Origin of the sequence: Pseudonocardia spirodelae, assembly GCF_037727765.1 — a bacterium.
Lineage (GTDB): Bacteria > Actinomycetota > Actinomycetes > Mycobacteriales > Pseudonocardiaceae > Pseudonocardia > Pseudonocardia spirodelae.
This window is the reverse complement of the sequence record NZ_JBBJUP010000026.1, coordinates 23,578-39,673: the sequence shown is the minus strand read 5'-3', so window position 1 is coordinate 39,673 and position 16,096 is coordinate 23,578. Positions and strand designations below refer to the sequence as shown.

At 76.6% G+C, this 16,096-nt stretch carries 15 protein-coding genes and 2 pseudogenes; 11 read left to right on the top strand and 6 right to left on the bottom strand.

Annotation, left to right across the window (positions count from 1 at the left end; translation table 11 throughout):
• A pseudogene (locus WJX68_RS23980) lies at positions 1-294 on the top strand (DUF1416 domain-containing protein); the annotation flags it as partial.
• Positions 295-297: 3 nt separating this feature from the next.
• On the opposite strand, the gene WJX68_RS23975 reads toward WJX68_RS23980, so the two are convergent.
• The 3 genes from WJX68_RS23975 to WJX68_RS23965 are packed head-to-tail and all read right to left on the bottom strand — an operon-like array spanning position 298 to position 3,554.
• Positions 298-948 carry a GntR family transcriptional regulator gene (locus tag WJX68_RS23975; RefSeq protein ID WP_340294999.1) on the bottom strand — a complete coding sequence of 217 codons (651 nt, stop codon included), beginning with the start codon at positions 946-948 and terminating at the stop codon, positions 298-300.
• A gap of 31 nt (positions 949-979) precedes the next feature.
• Complete coding sequence (locus tag WJX68_RS23970) at positions 980-2,602, bottom strand: flavin-containing monooxygenase (RefSeq protein ID WP_340294997.1); 1,623 nt, start codon at positions 2,600-2,602, stop codon at positions 980-982.
• A 13-nt stretch (positions 2,603-2,615) separates the two neighbouring features.
• A complete protein-coding gene (locus WJX68_RS23965; protein ID WP_340294995.1) occupies positions 2,616-3,554 on the bottom strand; it encodes an alpha/beta hydrolase in 939 nt (312 codons plus the stop codon).
• Positions 3,555-3,735: 181 nt separating this feature from the next.
• Here WJX68_RS23965 and WJX68_RS23960 point away from each other — a divergent pair, with 181 nt between their 5' ends.
• From WJX68_RS23960 to WJX68_RS23945, 4 genes are read left to right on the top strand one after another with little or no spacing between them, the layout of a single operon-like run.
• Positions 3,736-3,906: a hypothetical protein gene (locus WJX68_RS23960; protein WP_340294993.1), complete on the top strand. Its 171-nt coding sequence runs from the start codon at positions 3,736-3,738 to the stop codon at positions 3,904-3,906.
• On the top strand, positions 3,903-4,544 hold the full coding sequence (locus WJX68_RS23955; protein WP_422785766.1) for a heme-binding beta-barrel domain-containing protein: 642 nt from the start codon (positions 3,903-3,905) through the stop codon (positions 4,542-4,544). Before WJX68_RS23960 ends, WJX68_RS23955 begins: the two co-directional genes overlap by 4 nt.
• A gap of 9 nt (positions 4,545-4,553) precedes the next feature.
• Complete coding sequence (locus tag WJX68_RS23950; RefSeq protein WP_340295035.1) at positions 4,554-5,159, top strand: 5-oxoprolinase subunit B family protein; 606 nt, start codon at positions 4,554-4,556, stop codon at positions 5,157-5,159.
• Positions 5,156-6,019, top strand: coding sequence for a 5-oxoprolinase subunit C family protein (locus tag WJX68_RS23945; protein ID WP_340294991.1), 864 nt, complete (start codon positions 5,156-5,158; stop codon positions 6,017-6,019). Before WJX68_RS23950 ends, WJX68_RS23945 begins: the two co-directional genes overlap by 4 nt.
• Positions 6,020-6,032: 13 nt before the next feature.
• On the opposite strand, the gene WJX68_RS23940 is transcribed toward WJX68_RS23945, so the two are convergent.
• Positions 6,033-7,418 (bottom strand): hypothetical protein, encoded by a 1,386-nt coding sequence (locus WJX68_RS23940; protein WP_340294989.1) that lies wholly within the window; start codon positions 7,416-7,418, stop codon positions 6,033-6,035.
• 43 nt (positions 7,419-7,461) lie between these two features.
• Positions 7,462-9,360, bottom strand: a complete 1,899-nt coding sequence (locus WJX68_RS23935; protein WP_340294988.1) for a hypothetical protein — start codon at positions 9,358-9,360, stop codon at positions 7,462-7,464.
• 245 nt (positions 9,361-9,605) lie between these two features.
• Between WJX68_RS23935 and WJX68_RS23930 the strand changes: the two genes are divergently transcribed.
• From WJX68_RS23930 to WJX68_RS23905, 6 genes and pseudogenes are all read left to right on the top strand, one after another.
• Positions 9,606-10,100: a Fur family transcriptional regulator gene (locus WJX68_RS23930; protein ID WP_479692291.1), complete on the top strand. Its 495-nt coding sequence runs from the start codon at positions 9,606-9,608 to the stop codon at positions 10,098-10,100.
• Complete coding sequence (ygfZ, locus tag WJX68_RS23925) at positions 10,097-11,203, top strand: CAF17-like 4Fe-4S cluster assembly/insertion protein YgfZ (RefSeq protein WP_340294986.1); 1,107 nt, start codon at positions 10,097-10,099, stop codon at positions 11,201-11,203. Before WJX68_RS23930 ends, ygfZ begins: the two co-directional genes overlap by 4 nt.
• Before the next feature lie 218 nt (positions 11,204-11,421).
• Entirely contained in the window at positions 11,422-11,625 is a 204-nt protein-coding gene (locus WJX68_RS23920; protein WP_224388670.1) for a DUF3073 domain-containing protein, read from the top strand.
• Positions 11,626-11,819: 194 nt separating this feature from the next.
• Positions 11,820-12,536 (top strand): NUDIX hydrolase, encoded by a 717-nt coding sequence (locus WJX68_RS23915; RefSeq protein ID WP_340294983.1) that lies wholly within the window; start codon positions 11,820-11,822, stop codon positions 12,534-12,536.
• A gap of 66 nt (positions 12,537-12,602) precedes the next feature.
• Positions 12,603-12,980, top strand: a complete 378-nt coding sequence (locus WJX68_RS23910) for a DUF485 domain-containing protein (protein ID WP_340294981.1) — start codon at positions 12,603-12,605, stop codon at positions 12,978-12,980.
• Positions 12,977-14,572 (top strand): annotated as a pseudogene (locus tag WJX68_RS23905) (solute symporter family protein); the annotation flags it as partial. The gene WJX68_RS23910 and the pseudogene WJX68_RS23905, both read left to right, overlap by 4 nt.
• A 408-nt stretch (positions 14,573-14,980) precedes the next feature.
• On the opposite strand, the gene purM reads toward WJX68_RS23905, so the two are convergent.
• Entirely contained in the window at positions 14,981-16,078 is a 1,098-nt protein-coding gene (purM, locus tag WJX68_RS23900; protein ID WP_340294979.1) for a phosphoribosylformylglycinamidine cyclo-ligase, read from the bottom strand.
• Positions 16,079-16,096 lie beyond the last annotated feature (18 nt).

The window sequence follows — 16,096 nt, the reverse complement described above, 5'->3', positions numbered from 1 at the left end:
ATGTGTGCCGCACCTGACCAGAACCTGACCCTGCCGCCGAACACGGACCTCTCCAGGGAGACCGTGCTGACCGGCCGCGTCGTGGCCGGCGGCGACCCCGTCGCCGGGGCCTTCGTCCGCCTGCTCGACGGGACCGGGGAGTTCACCGCGGAGGTCGTGTCCTCGGCCTCGGGCGACTTCCGGTTCTTCGCCGCGCCGGGCACCTGGACCGTCCGGGCGCTGTCGCGCTCGGGCAACGGGCAGTCCGAGCTCGTCGCCGACGGGCCGGGGCTGCACCGGGCGGAGATCGCCGTCGTCTCAGCCCCCGTCCTCCGCGGCGCCGAGCATCGCCCGGCACTGCCGGAAGATCTCGCGGTAGCGCTCGACGGCCGCGGCCCGCTCGCCCCGTTCCAGCAGCTCCAGCACGGCGCGGTACCCCTCGGTCCACGGCGTCCACATCGCGCTGTCCCAGGTCAGCGCCATCATGCGCTGGGCCCGGGTGACGACCTGGTCGACGTGGGTCTGCAGCTCCCGGTTGCCGCTGGCCAGGACCAGGATCGTGCTGAAGTCGGCGCCGGCGGCGTTGGCGACGGTGACGTCGTGGCGGGCGAGCGCGTCCTCGAACTCCGCGAGCCGGGTGCGCAGCCGGGACAGGTGCTCGTCGGTGACGTTGTCGATGCCCCACTCGACCCCGGCGCAGGCGAGCAGCCCCATCACGTCGAACAGGTCGACGGTGCCCTGCACGTCCAGGTCGGCGACCCGGCGCGTGCGGTTCGGCGCGACGTCCACCAGGCCCTCGGCGACGAGCTGGGCGATCGCCTCGCGGACCGGCGTGATGCTGACGCCCAGGCGTCCGGCGAGCTCGGCGTCCTTGACGACCGTGCCCGGGGCCAGCGCCCCGGAGACGATCTCCTCCCGCAGCCGGCGGGTGATCGCCTCACGGCGGGTGGGCGGGACGGCGAACGACACCGGCCGATCATCCTCCGCACGGGCGCACGGGTCACCCCGGGACCTCGTCCAGCCGGAAGCCGCGGTACCCGTCGGCGGCGACCGCGTCGCAGAGCTCGCGGTAGGCGCCGACGCCGCCGATGTAGGCCATGAACACCCGCGGCTTGCCCGGCACGTTCGACCCCATGTACCAGGAGTCCGCGGTCGGGTAGAGGGTCGCGCCGCCGACCTCGGCCACGTGCGCGACCCACTCGTCCTCGGCCGCGGTGGAGGCCTCGATGGTGCCCACGCCCCGGTCGCGCAGCGAGGCCAGGCAGTCGGTGATCCAGTCGACGTGCTGCTCGATGGACACGATCATGTTCGACAGCACCGACGGGCTGGAGGGCCCGGTGACGGTGAACAGGTTCGGGAACCCGGCGACGGCCAGGCCGAGGTAGGACCGCGGCCCCTCCGCCCACTTCTCGCGCAGCAGCACCCCGTCGCGGCCGCGGATGTCGACGGCCTCGAGCGCCCCGGTCATCGCGTCGAAGCCGGTGGCGAACACGACGACGTCGACGTCGTGGGTGCGCTCGGAGGTGCGGACGCCGGTCGCGGTGAGCTCGACGAGCGGTGTGCGGCGCAGGTCCACCAGCGAGACGTGCGGCAGGTTGAACGTCTCGTAGTAGCCGGTGTCCAGGCACGGCCGCTTGGTGCCGAACGGGTAGCTGCGCGGACACAGCAGTTCGGCGGTGCCGGGGTCGTCCACCCGGTCCCGGATCTTCTGCCGGACGAACTCCGCGGCCGTCTCGTTGGCGGCGGCGTCGGTGAGGGTGTCGGTGTAGCCGCCGAGGATGGACACCAGCGTGCCGCGGCGCCAGCCCGCCTCGTACCTCGCGGTCCGCTCCTCCGCGCCGACCTCCAGGGCCGACTGCGTCGCCGGTTCGACGGGCACGCCGAATCCCGAGGTCCGCTGGGCCTCCCGCCAGGCGCGGTAGCCGGCCTTCATGTCGGCGACCTCGTCCGGCTCCAGGGGGCGGTTGCGGGCCGCGAGCGAGTACGCCGGCGTCCGCTGGAAGACCGTCAGCTCGGCCGCCTGCTCCGCGATGATCGGGATCGACTGCACCGCCGAGGAGCCCGTCCCGATGACCGCGACGCGCTGTCCGGTGAGGTCGACGCCGTCGTGCGGCCAGCGCGAGGTGTGCAGGGTGGTCCCGCCGAAGGTCGCGATGCCGTCGATGTCGATGTCCTTGGCGCGGGACAGGCAGCCGGTGGCCATGATCAGGAACCGGGCGTCGACCGTCTCGCCGGTGTCGGTGACGACGCGCCACCGCCCGGCCGGCTCGTCGAAGGCGGCCGAGACGACGCGCGTCCGGAAGGTGACGTCCCGGCGCAGGTCGAACCGGTCGGCGACGTGCGAGACGTAGCGCAGGATCTCCGGCTGGGCCGGGTAGCGCTCGGTCCACTCCCACTCCTGCTCGAGCTCCGGGGAGAACGAGTAGGAGTAGGACATGCTCTCGACGTCGCAGCGGGCGCCGGGGTAGCGGTTCCAGTACCAGGTGCCGCCGACGTCGTCGCCGGTCTCGAACACCCGGGTGCTCATGCCCAGCCCGCGCAGGCGGTGCAGCTGGTAGAGGCCGGCGATGCCGGCGCCGACGATCACGGCGTCGACGCTGCTCGCGTGGTCGGTGGCGGTCATGGCGGCTCCTCCCTCAGGCCGGCTGGGTGTGGTCGGCGAGGTGGCGGTCGAGCTCGTCGGCCACGTAGCCGAGTCCCTCGGCGGCGCCGGGCAGGACACCGACGAAGGTGAAGAACCCGTGCATCTGGCCGGCGAAGCGGCGGCTCCGCACCGGCACCCCGGCGGCCCGCAGCTTCTCGGCGTAGGCCTCGCCCTCGTCGCGCAGGACGTCGTGCTCGGCGGTCAGCACGACCGCGGGCGGCAGCCCGGACAGGTCCCCGGCGCGCAGCGGCGAGGCGTCCGGGCGGGCGCGCGACGCCACGTCGGGTGCGTAGTGGTCCCAGAACCAGACCATCGAGTCACGGCTGAGCATGAGCTGGTTCGCCGGGTCGGTGTAGCTGGCGTTGTCGAGGTCGGCGTCGGTCACCGGGTAGACGAGCACCTGCAGGTCGATCCGCGGGCCGCCCTCCGCCTTCGCCCGCTGCGCCATGATCGCGGCGATGTTGCCGCCGGCGCTGTCACCGGCGACGACCAGCGGCAGGTCCGGTCCCGCCCCGGCGAGGTGCGCGACGGTCCAGCGGAGCGCGGCCCAGGAGTCCTCGACCGCGACCGGGTACCGGTGCTCGGGGGCGAGCCGGTAGTCGACCAGCACGACCGTCGCGCCGGTGCGGGCGACGAGGTGGCGGGCGAGGGTCTCGAACTCGTCGATCGTGCCGATGACCCAGCCGCCGCCGTGGTAGTAGACGATCACGCTGCGGGGGTTCTCGGGGGCGAGGATCCGGACCCCGATCGTGCCGTCGGCCACGGGGACCGTCGCGTCGCTGCGGTGGGCGACCTCCGGACCGGGGCCGTACATCTCGCGCAGCGCCGCCCCGAGCTCGCGGGCCTCGCCCGGCGTCATCTCGTGGAGGGGTGTGCCGCCCGCCTCGGCCATCGCCGTCAGGAACTGCGTCGTCGCGTCGTCCAGCGCCATCGTCCACCTCGTCGTGAGCTCGCGTGTCGGACCGTCCCGGGCCGACGGTACGAAGCCGGACGCGATGCGTGTCACACCCGAACGGGTGATGAATGCATCCTGCATGCTGCACCGGGCGCCGGACGGGCACCGTGAACCCACGCCCCGACCGGCCGTGCCGCGGCGGGTAAGCTCGCGCGCCGTGCACTGGTTCTCCACCGGGCTGCTGATCGCCCTGTCCGCGGGAACCGCCGCCTGGGCCGGGTGGCTGCTCCGTCGCCTGTTCGTCGTCGAGCCCGCCGCCGTGCCCGGGCCGGACCCCGATCCCGAGCGGGACCCCGACGACCACCACACCGAGGAGCGCACCCCGTGACCGACCCCGAGTCCGCCGCCGGCGGCGAGGAGCTGCAGACCACCATCACCGGGCCGGAGAACGCCGCGCCGGACTCGCCGCAGCGCAACCGGCCGCAGTGGCCCGACCTGCCCGTCGACGACGACACCGCGAACCTCCGCCAGGGCCCGGACCTGCACGAGGCGTGCCTCGGGCTGCTGCCGCTGGTCGGCACCTGGCGCGGCACCGGCGAGGTCGTCTACCCGACGATCGACGGACCGTTCCACTTCGGCCAGCAGATCACCTGGGCCCACGACGGGCGCCCGTTCCTCTCCTACGAGGCGCGCTCCTGGCTGCTCGACCCCGACGGGGGGATCATCCGCCAGGCCGCCCGCGAGACCGGGTTCTGGCGTCCGCAGCAGGACGGGTCGATCGAGGTCCTGATCGCGCACAACACCGGGGTCGTCGAGCTGTACTTCGGGCCGAAGGGCGACATGCGGTCCTGGCAGATCGAGACCGACGCCGTCGCGCGGACGCCGTCGGCCAAGGAGGTCACCGCGGCCAAGCGGCTCTACGGCCTGGTGAACCAGGGCGACCTCGCCTACGTCGACGAGCGCGCCATGGTCGGCCAGGAGATGCAACCGCACATCTCGGCCGTCCTGCACCGGGTGGTCGGCTAGTTGGTCGCGCTGCACGCCCGTCCCTGCGGCGGGCACGCCGTCCTGCTCGAGGTCGACGGCTCCGCCGCGGTGGCCGCCGTCGTCGCCGCGCTGCGGGCGGCCGCGCTGCCCGAGGTCCGTGAGCTCGTGCCCGCCGCCCGCACCGTGCTGGTCGAGGTCGCGCCGGGCGCCACCCCGGACCGCGCGACGCAGGTCGCCCGCGACGCCGGCGCCGACGCCGGCGAGGCGGGCACCGGCACCGTCCACACCATCCCGGTGGTCTACGACGGCGCGGACCTCGCGCTCGTCGCCGAGACCGCGGGGATCGGCACCGACGAGGTGGTGGCCCTGCACTCCGGCGCGGAGTACCGCGTCGACTTCTGCGGGTTCGCCCCGGGCTTCGGCTACCTGTCCGGGCTGCCGGAGCCGCTGCGCCAGCCGCGCCTGGAGAGCTCCCGCACGGCGGTGCCCGCCGGGTCCGTCGGCATCGCCGACGTCTACAGCTGCGTCTACCCGCGCCGCTCCCCCGGCGGCTGGCGGCTGATCGGGCGCACCGACACCGTCCTGTTCGACCCGTCGGCCGAGCGGCCGGCGCTGTTCACCCCGGGCGACCGGGTGCGGTTCGAGCCCCGGTGAGCGCGCTGGTGGTGGTGCGGACGGGCCCGCAGGCGCTGGTCACCGACCGCGGGCGGCCCGGGCACGCGCACCTGGGGGTGCCGCCGTCCGGTGCGCTGGACGGGCCCGCCCACGAGCTGGGCAACCGCCTGGTCGGCAACGACGACGGCGCCGCCGGGCTCGAGGTCCTCGGCGGCGGGCTGCGGGTGCGCGCCCGCGGCGGCCGCGTCGTCGCGGTCACCGGCGCCCCCGCCCCGGTGCACGTGGACGGGCGGCCGGTCGCGTCGCACGCGGCGCTGCACCTGCCCGACGGCGCCGAGCTGTCGGTCGGCACACCGGTCGGCGGGCTGCGGGTGTACCTCGCCGTCGCGGGCGGGCTGGACGTCGCGCCCGCACTGGGCAGCCGCAGCACGGACCTGCTGTCCGGGCTCGGACCGGCCCCGGTCGCCGACGGCGACGAGCTCCCGGTCGGGGCCTGGACGGGCCCGGCGCCCGAGTCCGGCCCGGTCCCGGTGTCGGTGCCCGGCACCGAGGTCGTGCTGCGGGTGCGTCCCGGGCCGCGCGACGACTGGTTCAGCGACCCGCACGCGGCGCTGACCGGCCCGCGGTGGACGGTGTCCGCGGACGGCAACCGGATCGGGGTGCGTCTCGACGGGCCGCCCCCGGGCCGGCGGGAGGAGTACCGCGGCCGCGAGCTGCCGAGCGAGGGCATGGTGACCGGCGCGGTGCAGGCCCCGCCGGACGGGCCGCCGGTGGTGTTCCTGGCCGACCACCCGACGACCGGCGGCTACCCGGTGATCGCGGTGGTCGAGCCGGAGGACCTGCCGCTGCTGGCGCAGGCGGCGCCGGGGACGGTCGTGCGCATCACCGTCCTGCGCTGACGCCGGGCGCGGGTCAGCGTCCGGCGTCCTCGCCGTCGAGGATCGTGCGGACGTCGGCGGCCGCCATCCCCGACAGGCGCCCGATCTGGCCCGGGTCCAGCCCGCACTCGTGCAGGTGCCGGACCGCGCCGGCGAGGTCGTCGCGACGGCGGCGCAGCACCTCGCCGAGCTCGGCGATGCGGTCGCGGGAGTCGTCGAGCCGCTCGGTGGCGTCGACGGCCCGGGCCGGGTCGGCGAGCAGCACGCCGAGCAGCCGGTCCCGCGCGTCGCCGCCGGTGACCGGGGCGGCCGCGGTCGGCACGACGGCCGGCGGCCGCTCCTGCTGCTCGCCGGTCGGGTCGACCTCGGGCTCGGTCTGGCGCAGCCGCGCCCGCTGCACGGCACGCGCGGCGAGGGCCTGCTGCACGGCCCGGGAGACGGGCTCGGGGGTGACCCGGGCGGGCGGCGAACCCGACGGCGGGGTGGCCGGCTCGGGCGACGGCGCCTCGGGCCCGGGGTCGGCCGCGCCGGTCCCGGCGGACGCGGGCTGGTCCTCCGCCGCGGGCTCGGCCCGCTCCGCGGACCACGGCGGGAGCGGGCCGGGCGTCGGCTCGGCCTGCGTCGTGTCGCCGGGCTCCGCCGGGGCCTGGGCGGACGGATCCGCGGGGGCCGCGAGGTCGTCGACGATCCGCAGCCGGGCCACGGGCCGGTCCGGCGACGGCCGGTCGGCGTCGCCGGTCGCGTCGCCGGTCGCGTCGGGGGTGTCGGCCGGGGGTGCGGGGGGCCACGCCGGCTCCGGCCGGTCCCCGTCGGTGTCGGTCGCGTCCGCCGCGGTCCCGGTGGTGGCCGTCGCTCCGGTGGTGGACGGCGCCGCCGCGGCGGGTGCCCGGTCGTCCGTGTCGGCCGCGGACCGCTCCGCGCCGGCGTCGGGCCGCTCCGCACCGCGGGGACGCGGCCGCGGCGTCGGGCGCGGGGCCGGGAGCGGTGCGGCGGCGGCGCGGGCCAGCGTCGCGGCGTCGGGGCGCTCGTCGGCGGGGGCGGACAGGGCGTCGGGCTGCTCCGGTGCGTCGGGCTCGGGCGCGGCGTGCCGGCCCGCGGCGGACGCGGCGGACGCGCCGACGACGGCCGGCACCCGGGGCAGCGGTCCGGTGTCGGCGCCGCGCTCGGCGACGGCGTCGGCGACCGTCCGGGCCCGTGCGGGCGGCGGCGGGTCCGCGGGTCCGCCCGCGGCCTCACCGGTCCAGTCCGCGTGGGAGGGCTGCGGGTCGGCCACGGAGCGCGGCGGCTCCAGCGGCAACGGCGCGGGCGCCGGGGTGCGGCGCACGCGCCACACGCCCCACAGCACGAGGACCACGAGCACGCCCGCACCCAGCACCGCCACGGCGGGCAGGGGCGGGAGCGTGAACGAGCCGAGCTGCATGGGCCCGGACCCTATTGCCGACGCGCCCCGCGCGCGGGGACCCTCAGCTGCTGCGCGTCCCCGACGACGGCTGTGCCGCGCCGGTCCGGCCCTGGTCCGCGGCGGGCGCGCCGGAGCCGTTGCGACCGCCGCCGTTGGTCTTCTCCCCGCCCGACGGCGAGGGCTCCGGGCCCGCCGACGCGCCGTTGCGACCGTTCTGACCGTGCCCGGCCTGGCCGGAGCCGTTGCGGGTCCCGTCCGGGCCGCTGCGGGCCGGCGGACGGCCGGTGGCCGGGTTCGCGGTCGTCGGCGGCTCGGCAGCCGCGCCGGACCCACCGGACGTGGCGCCCTTGCCCCCGTCGGACGGCTTCTGCGAACCATCCTTCGGGGTGTCACCGGATCGGCGGACGGCGCCGACCGCGACGGTCCGCTCCGCCCCGGACGCGGTGTCGCCACCGGCGGCCGGACGCGGGTCCTGGCGGGGCACGGCGGACGTCTCGGGCTCCGGCTCGGCCTGCCGCGAGTCCGACGCCGGGCGGAACAGCTCGGCCGGCTCGGGCTCGTCGCCCGGCCGGACGGCGGTCGTCCGCTCGGCGCCGCCCTGCGGCCCGCCCGGGGCGGGCGACGGGCGCGGGGCCGGTGCGGGCCGCGGGCCCGGACGGCCCGGCTGCGGTCCCGGGGAACGGTCGGTGCGGCCGTCGGCGGGGGCCTGCTCGGCGGCCGGTCGCGATCCGGGGCGCGGTGCGGACCCGGAGTCCTGACGCGCCGCGGCGGGCGTGGGGCCCGGCTGCGGACGGGGACCGGGTCGCGGCGACGGCGACGGCTCGCCGGAGGCCGCCGCGGGCGGCGACCCGGCCGGGCGCGCACCGTTGACACCGGCACCGTTGCCACCCGACACGGGCTGCGGACGTGCGCCGGGCGCGTTCTGCGGGCGGGCGGCGGAGCCGGAGTCCTTCTGGCCCGGGCGGTCCTGTCCCGCACGGTCGGGACGGGGCGCCTCCGGGCGCTGCGCCTCGGCTCCACCGGGACGGCGCTCGCCCTGGCCCGGACGCGACGCGGCGGCACCCGCCGACGCCGCGGCGGGCGAGGCGGCGGGACGGTCCCCCGAGCGGCCCGGGTCCGACGGGCCTGCCGGCGTCGCGCCGGGGCCCTCGGGCTTCTGGGCGGCCGCGGGCTGCGCACCCGGACCGGACGGCTTCGGCTGCCCCGCACCGGGCTTCTGGCCGGACGGCCCGGACGCGGCGGCGGGCTTGTGCCCCGCGCCGGAGCCGGGCTTCTGCCCCGGACCGGCCGGCGCGGGCTTCTGACCGGCACCCGCGGGCGCCGCGCCGGGCTTCGCCGGGTCGGCGGACGGTGTCGCGGCGGCGCCGGACGGCCCGGCGGACGCACCGGCGGCGGGACGGACCTCGTGGCGGCCCTTCTCCGGCCCGCCGGCACCCGCGCCGGTCTCGGCGCGCAGCTCGTCGCGGCGGCGGGTCAGCTCGCCCACCTCGGCACGGAGCTTGTCGCCCTGCTCGCGGGCGCGGTCGGCGTCGGCACGGGCCCGGTCGACCTGCTTGCGGGCCTCGGTGACGACGCGCTCGGCGTCGGCGCGGGCCTTGGAACGGATCTCCTCGGCCTCCTCCTCCGCCTTTTGCAGGATGGCCTGCATGCGGTCGGAGAAGTTGTCGACGGCACCCGGGCGCTCGGCGTCCGGCGGACCCGGACGCGGGCCGGGACGCGGCCCCGGCCGCGGCGGGGCGGCGGGCGGCGCACCGGCCTGGCCAGCGAAACCGCCGGGCGGCGGCACGGGCATCGGCGGCGGCATCGGCCGGCTCCGCAGCGCGTCGATGTCCGCGCGCATCCGGCCCATCACCCGCTGCATCTGGACGATGTGCTCGTCCACCTGCCTGCGGTCGTAGCCGCGGAGAACGACGTCGAACCGCGGGGAACCGCCCGGGCGGTCCGCCCCGTCTGCCGTCATCGCCTCTCCTCAGGTCGTCCAGCTGTGTGCCCGGCGGGCACGGACGAGGCCGGTGCACCGGATGGTCCGGTTCCCGACCTCGCCGGTCAGGGTAGCCACGCCGACGCGGTCGCGGCGAACCACGCAGCGTGCAGGCGCCGTCCGTCGGCGTGGCGGGCCCCGCGACGGGCGGATCCGTGACACGATGTGCGGTCACCGTCCTCGCGGCCCGAGCTTACCGGGCCGTACCGAATACCATCGGCGGCGTGGACAGCTCACTGAAGGGGACGCTGCACCGGCGCGGCCTCCGGATGACCCCCCAACGCCAGCTCGTGCTGGACGCCATCCGGGAGCTCGGGCACGCGACGCCCGAGCAGGTGTGCACCCGTGTGCAGGCCACGGCGCCGGCGGTGAACATCACGACCGTCTACCGGACGCTGGACCTGCTCGAGGAGCTCGGCGTCGTCCGGCACGCCCATCTGGGGCACGGCGCGCCGACCTACTCCGAGCACCAGCACCGCCACGTGCACCTCGTGTGCCACCACTGCGGGCGGGTGGACGAGGCGCCCACCGAGCTGCTGTCCGATGTGGCGAGTCGCACGCTCGCCGACCTGGGCTTCCACCTCGACGCCACGCACGTGGCGCTGTCCGGCACCTGCGCGGACTGCGCCCACGACGAGGACGCCGCCGGGCAGCCCCCGACCGACCAGGACGACCAGAACGACACGGCGCCCCGGGAGGGCGCGGAGGGAGACCGGTGACCGTCCCCGGATCCGAGCAGACCGACGAGCACACCCCCGACCCGGACGCGGCCGTCGCGGCCCACCACGGCGACCCGCCCGCCGAGCAGCGCGCGATGGCGCGCGCGGCGGCCGTCGTCGACCGGGGCCACCGCGACGTGCTCGCGGTGACCGGCGAGGAACGGCTGTCCTGGCTGCACCTGCTGCTCACCCAGCACGTCAGCGAGCTGCCCGAGAGCACCGGCACCGAGGCGCTGGTGCTCGACGCCCAGGGCCGGGTGCTGCACCACATGGCCGTCGCGGCGGCGGCCGGCACGGTCTGGCTCGACACCGAGCCCGGCGAGGGAGCCCCCCTGCTGGACTACCTCGCGAAGATGGTGTTCTGGTCGAAGGTGGAGCCGCGCGACGTCACCGGCGAGCTGGCGGTGCTGTCCGTGGTCGGGCCCGACACCCCGGCGGTGCTCGCCGCAGCGGGCCTGCCGGTCCCCGACGCCCCGCACGGCGTCGCGCCGCTGGACGGCGGCGGCTTCGTGCGCCGGACCCCGTGGCCGGGCCGGGACGCGGCCGACGTCGTCGTGCCGCGCGGCGAGCGCGGCGACCGGTGGGCCGCGCTCACCGCCGCCGGCGCCCGGGCGGCCGGGACGATCGCGTTCGAGGCGCTGCGGGTGGAGTCGCGCGCGCCGCGGCTGCACCTGGACACCGACGACCGCACGATCCCGCACGAGGTGGGCTGGATCGGGCCCGCCGTGCACCTCACCAAGGGCTGCTACCGCGGGCAGGAGACCGTGGCGCGGGTCGCCAACCTCGGGCGCCCGCCGCGGCGCACGGTGCTGCTGCACCTCGACGCGGGCGACGAGGAGCTGCCCCGCACCGGCGACCCCGTGCTGCGCGACGGCCGCGCGGTCGGCCGGGTGGGGACCGTCGTGCAGCACCACGAGCTGGGCCCGGTGGCGCTGGCGCTGCTCAAGCGGTCGGTCCCGGTCGACGCCGAGCTGACCGCGGGCGCCGAGGACCGGCTGTCCCCGGCCGCGGTCGACCCCGACTCCTACGAGCCGGACCCGGACACCCCGCCGCCCGGCCGGGCGGCCCGCGAACGCACGGGCGGTGCCGGCCGCCGGGGCTGAGGCACCCGGTCGTCGTACGGGCGGGCGACCACCGGGTGAACACCCGGGGCGTCCGCCCCGGTCCGTGCCCGGGTCCGCCTGTGACGACGGCGGTGCCGCGTCGCATGTTCCGGGGTGAGCAGGGTACGGTTGCCATCACGACATTGATGAGACGAGAGGGGCCGCCGGGTCGTGCGCAATGACCGGCCGCCCCTTCCCTGTTGTAAGGGGGACCTGCCATGGGGCGTGGACGAGCCAAGGCCAAGCAGACGAAGGTGGCCCGAGAGCTCAAGTACAGCTCCCCTTCTATGGATCTCGACGCCTTGCAGCGGGAGATCGGTAGCGGGACGGCGGTGACTACCGACAGCCGCGAGGACGACTACGGCGAGTACGACGACCTCGCCGCCAAGTACAACGACGAGGACGACGACCCTCGCCGTTGACGGCCACCCCGGCGCCCGGCCCCCGGATCGACCCGGCGGCCCGGGCGCCGCGGTACGTCCGGGCCCCGTGAGCAGGCACGACCTGCGGTCCGCACCGGACGGTTCCCCCGGCCGATCGGATAGGGCAAGATCATGTCCGGTCTCCCCCCGGAGGCCCGGTCACCGATTCCGTACCCGTCCGAGGTGTTCATCAGATGCGCGGCAACCTCTTCGCGGTCGCCGTCAACCTCGTCGTCCTGACGGTCCGGTCCGACCGTCTGCACGTCCTGCTCATCGAGCGCGGCGAGCCCCCCTTCCTCGGCCACTGGGCCCTGCCCGGCGGCTTCGTGCGCCCCGAGGAGGACCTGGTGCACACGGCCAGCCGCCGGCTGGGCGAGGAGACGGGCGCCGACACCGGCAGCGCGGTCTGCGGGCACCTGGAGCAGCTCGCGAGCTACGCCGCGCCGGACCGCGACCCGCGCGGGCGCGTGCTCTCGGTCGGCTACCTCGCGTTCGTGCCCGACATGCCGGAGCCGACGCCGGGCGGTGGCGCCGCCGCGTCGGCCTGGTGGGCGGTCGACGACGTGCCGCCCCTCGCGTTCGACCACGACCGGATCCTCGCCGAGGGCGTGGAGCGGGCGAAGTCCAAGCTCGAGTACACGACGCTGGCCGCGTCGTTCTGCCCCGACGAGTTCACCGTGACCGACCTGCGCCGGGTCTACGAGGCCGTCTGGGAGACCTCCCTGGACCCGCGGAACTTCCAGCGCAAGGTGACCTCCACCGAGGGGTTCCTCGTCCCGACCACGACGCTGGTCACCGGCGGGCGCGGGCGGCCGCCGCGGCTGTTCCGGCGCGGCGGGGCGACCGCCCTGCACCCGCCCATGCTGCGTGAGTCCCACCGCTCCACCCCGCGTCACGCCACGTCACACTGAGTCGTAGGCATCACTCGATCAGGTGATGCCCGGTCACCCGCCCTGCCCCATTGCGTTGGACAACACGTGACGGGACGTGGGGGTTCTCCGACGACGTATCCACCTGACCGGGTCACGGCGCCGGTCCGCCGGCCCCGGGGCGACGTCTGGTGCGAGGCCGCCGCGACGCCCGAGTTCGTGGCGTTGCGCCGCCGGCTCCTGCGGTTCGTCGTCCCCGCCACGGTGCTGTTCCTGCTGTGGTTCTGCCTCTACCTCGGTCTCAACGCCTGGACCAAGGACGTCCTGTCCGTGCGGGTCGGCGGGCTCCCGGTGGTGCTGCTGCTGGCCCTCGGCCAGTTCGCCTCGACGTTCGCGCTGACCGCCGCCTACAACCGCTACGCCACGCGTCGCCTCGACCCGCTGGCGGCCGTCGTCCGGGACCGGCTCGAGGAGCGTGCCCCGTGACGCCGGTGCTGCCGCCCGCGGTGGGCGACCCGGTGCTCAACGTCGCGGTGTTCGCCGTCTTCCTGCTGGTCGTGCTGGTCGTGGTGCTGCGGGTGTCGCGGTCCGGGGCGACCCGCTCGTCGTACTACGCGGGCGGGCACGGGTTCACCGGGCCGGAGAACGGGCTCGCGCTGTCCGGGGACTTCCTGTCCGCGGCCACCTTCCTGGGCATCGTCGGCGCCGTCGCGGTGTCCGGCCCGGACGGCTTCGGCTACGCGGTCGCGGCGTTCGTCGCCTGGCTGCTCGCGCTGTTCTTCGTCGCCGAGCTGATCCGCAACACCGGCCGCTACACCCTGGCCGACGTGCTGACCGTACGGCTGCGCGAGCGCCCGGTGCGGGCCGCCGCGGCGACCTCGACCGTCGTCATCTCGATCATGTACCTGCTCGCGCAGCTGGCCGGCGCGGGCGGGCTCGTCGCGCTGCTGCTCGACGTGACCGACCCGGCCGGGCAGGCCGTGGTGATCGCCTGCGTCGGCGGCCTGATGATCGTGTACGTGCTGATCGGCGGCATGACCGGCACGACCTGGCTGCAGATCGCGAAGGCCACGCTGCTGCTCGCGACGGGCGCGGTGATGACCGCCTACGTGCTGGGGACGCACGGGCTGAGCCTCACCCGGCTGCTCGACGCCGCCGCGGCGCGCCACCCCGCCGGCGACGCCGTCCTGCGCCCGGGGCTGCTCTACGGCGGCGGCCTGCTCGCCCAGGCCGACCTGCTCTCGCTGGCGATCGGCGGGGTGCTCGGCGTCGCCGGGCTGCCGCACATCCTGATGCGCTTCTACACCGTCCCCACCGCGCGGCAGGCCCGGTCCTCGGTGACCTGGGCGATCTGGCTGATCGGCGGCTTCTTCCTGCTCACCCTGGTCCTCGGCTACGGCGCGGCGGCCCTGGTCGGGCCGGAGCGGATCCTGGCCGCGCCGGGCGGGGTGAACTCCGCGGCGCCGCTGCTGGCGCTGGAGATCGGCGGCGAGGTCGGCCTGGCGCTGGTGTCGGCGATCGCGTTCGCGACGATCCTGGCCGTCGTCGCCGGGCTGACGATCACCGCGGCGGCCGCGTTCGCCCACGACGTCTACGCGAACCTGATCCGGCGCGGGCGGGCGACCGCGGCGGAGGAGATCCGGGTGGCGCGCCGCGCCACCCTGGTGATCGGCGTCCTCGGCACCGCGGGCGGGGTGCTGGCGAACGGCCAGAACATCGCCTTCCTGGTGTCGCTGACGTTCACCGCGGCGGCCTCGGCGAACCTGCCGACGCTGCTGTACTCGCTGTTCTGGCGCGGGTTCACCTCCACCGGGGCGCTGTGGAGCATGTACGGCGGCCTGGCCGTCACCGTCGGGCTCATCACCGTGTCCCCCGCGGTGTCCGGCACCCCGGAGTCGATGCTGCCCGGGATCGACATCGCCGTCTTCCCGCTGACCAACCCGGGCCTGGTGTCGGTGCCTGCGGGGTTCCTGCTGGGCTGGCTCGGCTCGAAGCTCGGCGGCGAGCGGCCCGACGCGGCCGCGTTCGCGCGGATCTCGGTGCGCGCCTTCAGCGGGGCCGGGGTGGCCCGGCCGGTGCCGGGCGACCCGTCGCTGCCGCCGCCCGAGGGACGGCACCGCCGCACACCGTGGCGTCCCGCCCGCGACCGGCGCGACGTCGGCTCCCCCGCCGACGACACCGACACGGGCCGGATCAGCGACGGCCCCATCGGGCTCGACGACGACCGCCCGGCCCCGTCCCGCCCGTCCGCGTACCCGGCACCCGGCCCGGCCGGCGGCACGCTGCCCCGGCGGGTGCCGGGGGCGGCGACGGGCGCGTCGGGCACCGGGGCGTTCTTCCGTCCCGCCACGCCCGTCGGCGCGGCCGTGCGGGACGAGCCGCGGGAGCGCCCCGCCTACGGCCCGCGCGACGCGCGGCCGCACCCCGGACCGGGGCGGCGCTGAGCCCCGGCCCGCCCGGCGGACCGCCGGGCGGGCCGGTACGGCTCAGAAGCGGGGGTGCTCCCCGCGCAGCTGCACCCGGGCGCCGAGCTCGCCGGAGCCGGCCCCGTCGACGTCGCCGACCCGGCCGACCTCGCCGAGGATCCAGGCGGGCACGTGCCGGGCGGTGAGCACGGCCAGCGCGCGGTCGACGTCCTCGGGCGGCAGCACCGCGACCATGCCGACGCCCATGTTGAACGTCTTCTCCATCTCCGCGCGCTCCACCCGGCCGCGGGACTGGATCAGCTTGAAGATCGGCCACGGCGTCCAGGAGCCGCGCTCCACGGTGGCGGCGAGGCCGTCGGGCAGCACCCGCTCCAGGTTGCGGGCGAGCCCGCCGCCGGTGATGTGGGAGAAGGTCCGCACGCCGGTCTCCGCGGCGATCGCCAGGCAGTCCTTGGCGTAGATGCGGGTGGGGACGAGCAGCTCCTCGCCGAGCGAGTGGTCGAACTCCTCGAGCTCGCCCTCCAGCGGGAGGCGCGCGATGTCGAGCAGCACGTGGCGGGCCAGCGAGTAGCCGTTGGAGTGCAGCCCGGACGACCCGAGCGCGACGAGCACGTCGCCGGGGCGGACGGCGTCCGGGCGCAGCATCTTCTCCGCGTCGACGACGCCGACCCCGGTGGCGGAGAGGTCGTAGGCGCCCTCCTCCATCAGCCCGGGGTGCTCGGCGGTCTCCCCGCCCAGCAGCGCGCAGCCCGCGACCTGGCAGCCCTCGGCGATGCCGCGCACGATCGTCGCGACCCGGTCGGGGACGATCTTGCCGATGGCGATGTAGTCCTGCAGGAACAGCGGCTCGGCCCCGCAGACGACCAGGTCGTCCACGACCATCGCGACCAGGTCCTGGCCGATGGTGTCGTGCTTGTCCATGGCCTGCGCGATCGCGACCTTGGTGCCGACGCCGTCGGTGGAGGCGGCCAGGACCGGCTCGGTGTACTTGCCGAACTTCGCCGCGAACAGCCCGGCGAAGCCGCCGATCCCGCCGCGCACCTCGGGCCGGGTGGCCTTCTCCGCGAACGGACGGAACTTCTCGACCGCCTCCTCCCCCGCGTCGATGTCCACCCCCGAGGAGGCGTAACTGGCGGGGCCGGGCTCGGTCGAGGGCATGCGTGGTCTCTCCAGTAC